Annotated in this window: 2 protein-coding genes; both read right to left on the bottom strand. The window is 50.6% G+C overall.

Annotation, left to right across the window (positions count from 1 at the left end):
- A partial coding sequence (locus G7Y39_RS13120; RefSeq protein ID WP_165157886.1) for an ATP-binding protein occupies positions 1 to 1,538 on the bottom strand: 1,538 nt, incomplete at its 3' end.
- A gap of 8 nt (positions 1,539 to 1,546) precedes the next feature.
- Positions 1,547 to 3,061: ATP-binding protein (locus G7Y39_RS13115; RefSeq protein ID WP_165157885.1), on the bottom strand; the 1,515-nt coding region annotated here is incomplete at its 5' end.

The following is a 3,061-nucleotide window of genomic DNA, read 5'->3' as shown; positions in this document are numbered from 1 at the left end:
CCTAACGTATGCCGCTCACTGTCAAAGTTGATGGCGACCTTTACGATGGGCAGGCCGCAGAGGGCGAAGCGTTCCGGGTAATTGCGCAGATGGATTTGATCGAGGGTAATGCCTGCGGTCTTGTTCAACTTCAATTCCACGATGTAGAGCGTTGTCGGTGTGCGCATCACCATATCCACACGGCCTCTGGGAGTACGGACTTCCACATCCACATACATGCCTAACAGGCTGAAGATCGTGTAAAGCAAGGACTGGTAATGACCCTCGTAATCCGTATTGTCACATTGGGGGATGGTGGACAGGAACGTCTGCAACAGACGCAGGGCATCATCCATCCGCTCTCCCGCAATCGCCTCGAAAAGAAGGGCCACCGTAGTAAGTCCATCCGCCGTGTATTGACGCAAATAATTGGGCAATAAGCTCTTCATCAACCCTATACGCACCTCTTTGTTGGGAATGTCGAGTGTGTACAAATTCGTGAGTGAGGAATAATCCTTTATCGTGATGTAACCACTCTGATAGAGCAATGGCGTAATATCGAGCATCCGTTCCGTGGGAGCATCAAACGACTCAGCCAACACTTTACGTGCGCCTATTTGCTGGGGTTTCACGTGATACTTGCTCAGCATCTCGATCAGGTAAGTTGGTGTTCCGCTACCGAACCAGTAGGAGTCGATCCGACCGTTTGCCAGCGCGTTCAGCAAACTGAACGGATTGTATATATCAGGCGACGGCCAGGCGAAATGGTATCCGTCGTAATTCTTTTTCAATGACTTCAAAGCCTCTTCCGGGGTAACGCCGAGGTTGACTGCCAAACGGTCAATGCCCTCGCCCATCTGTTCCCGCATCTCCTCCTCCGTGATACCGCAGAGTGTGGCATATTCCGGGAACATACTGATGTTCAATATGTTGTTTAACTCGCTAAAGATGCTCAACTGGGAGAATTTCGTGATACCGGTCAGGAAGACGAAACGAAGGTAGGGGTCGCAGGCCTTCAACGGACTGTAGAAGTTGCGCATCACGTTGCGAAGAACGGGAAGATCCCTATCCTCGTGCATTACATCCAAGAGCGGGGCGTCGTACTCATCGATCAAGACTACCACCTTTTGCCCCGTCTGCTTATAAGCCCGTTTGATAAGACCTTCCAATCGTTGGTTCGTATAAACAGCGCTCTCATCACGTCCGTATATCTGCTCGTAATCATACAATTTCCTCTCTAACTCGTTCAGAAGCCGATCCTTGTCCGTGTGCTTGGCCGTACTCATGTCGAAATGAAGCACAGGATGGCTCGTCCACTCCTTCTCTAATTTCTCGATGGACAACCCCTCGAACAACTCCTTACGCCCCTCGAAGTAACAGCGGAGCGTAGAGGTCAGCAACGACTTACCGAAACGGCGGGGACGGCTCAAGAAGATATATTTCGAGTCTGAATGCGTCAACCGATAGACCAAATCCGTCTTATCAGCATACACATAACCACCCTCCCGGATTTCCGAGAATGTTTGGATTCCTATCGGATATAATCGTCTCCCTTTCATAATCTTCATTAATTTTTAATACACCCATCTTCTATCTTCCACTCTTCAATCGTACGTTTCTCCGTACTGAAATTGATAGCTACCTTCACCACCGGAAGGCCGCAGAGGGCGAAGCGTTCGGGATATTCCTTCAGGTCGATCTGCTCCATGGCAGCCTCGGCGCTTTGATCCAGTTTCAACTCAATCACGTAAAGCGTGGAAGGTGTGCAGAGCACCATGTCCACGCGCCCCTTCGGCGTACGGACCTCTACATCCACATAATTGCCGAGCAGCGTGAAAATCACATAAAGCAATTGCTGGTAATGACCCTCATAATGCGTATTCTCGCAATAGGGGATCGTAGAGAGGACCGTGCGCATCAAACGCAACGCACCCTCCATGTCACCGTTGTAGATCTTCTCCGCCATTTCCGCCACCAGCGTATTCAGTTCGGCGGGACGTTGCACGTAGTTGGGTAATAGGCTGCGCATCAAGCCGATTCGCACCTCCCTATTTGGGATGTCCAACTGATACAGGTCGGAAAAATGGGAATAGCCCTTGATCGTGATATAGCCGCTTTGGTATAGCAACGGCGTGATGCTTGTCATCCGTTCCGTTGGCGCGTCAAAATCGGCTGCCACACATTTTCGATTGCCGATCTCCTGCGGGATCACATGGTACTTACGCAACATCTCGATCAGGTAGGTAGGCGTTCCACTGCCGAACCAGTAGGAGTCGATCCGACCGTTGGCCAATGCGTTCAGCAAACTGAACGGATTGTATATATCAGGCGACGGCCATGCGAAATGGTACCCGTCGTAATTCTGTTTCAATGATTTCAAAGCCTCTTCCGGGGTAACGCCGAGGTTAGCAGCCAACCGGTCAATGCCTTCGCCCATCTGTTCCTGCATCTCCTCCTCTGTGATGCCGCAGAGCGTGGCATACTCCGGAAACATGCTGATGTTCAATATATTGTTTAGCCCACTAAAGATGCTCAGCTGGGAGAACTTCGTGATACCGGTCAGGAAGACGAAACGAAGGTAGGGGTCGCAGGCCTTCAACGGGCTGTAGAAATTGCGCATCACGTTGCGCAACTGGGGCAAGTCTTTTTCCTCATGCACCACATCCAAGAGTGGAGCGTCGTATTCATCGATCAAGACCACTACCTTTTGCCCCGTCTGCTTATAAGCCCGCTTGATAAGACCTTCCAATCGTTGGTTCGTATAAACAGCGCTCTCATCACGTCCGTATATCTGCTCGTAATCATACAATTTCCTCTCTAACTCGTTCAGAAGCCGATCCTTGTCCGTGTGCTTGGCCGTACTCATGTCGAAATGAAGCACCGGATGACTCGTCCACTCCTTCTCCAATTTCTCGATGGCCAGACCCTCGAACAGCTCCTTACGACCCTCGAAGTAGCTACGGAGCGTGGAGGTCAGCAACGACTTACCGAAACGGCGGGGACGGCTCAAGAAGATATATTTCGAGTCTGAATGCGTCAACCGATAGACCAAATCCGTCTTATCAGCATACACATAATTACC

This window comes from Parabacteroides sp. ZJ-118, from assembly GCF_011038785.1.
In the GTDB taxonomy this organism is placed as follows: Bacteria; Bacteroidota; Bacteroidia; order Bacteroidales; family Tannerellaceae; genus Parabacteroides.
Note: the sequence above shows the minus strand (reverse complement) of the source record. Positions and strands in the feature narration are given on the sequence as shown.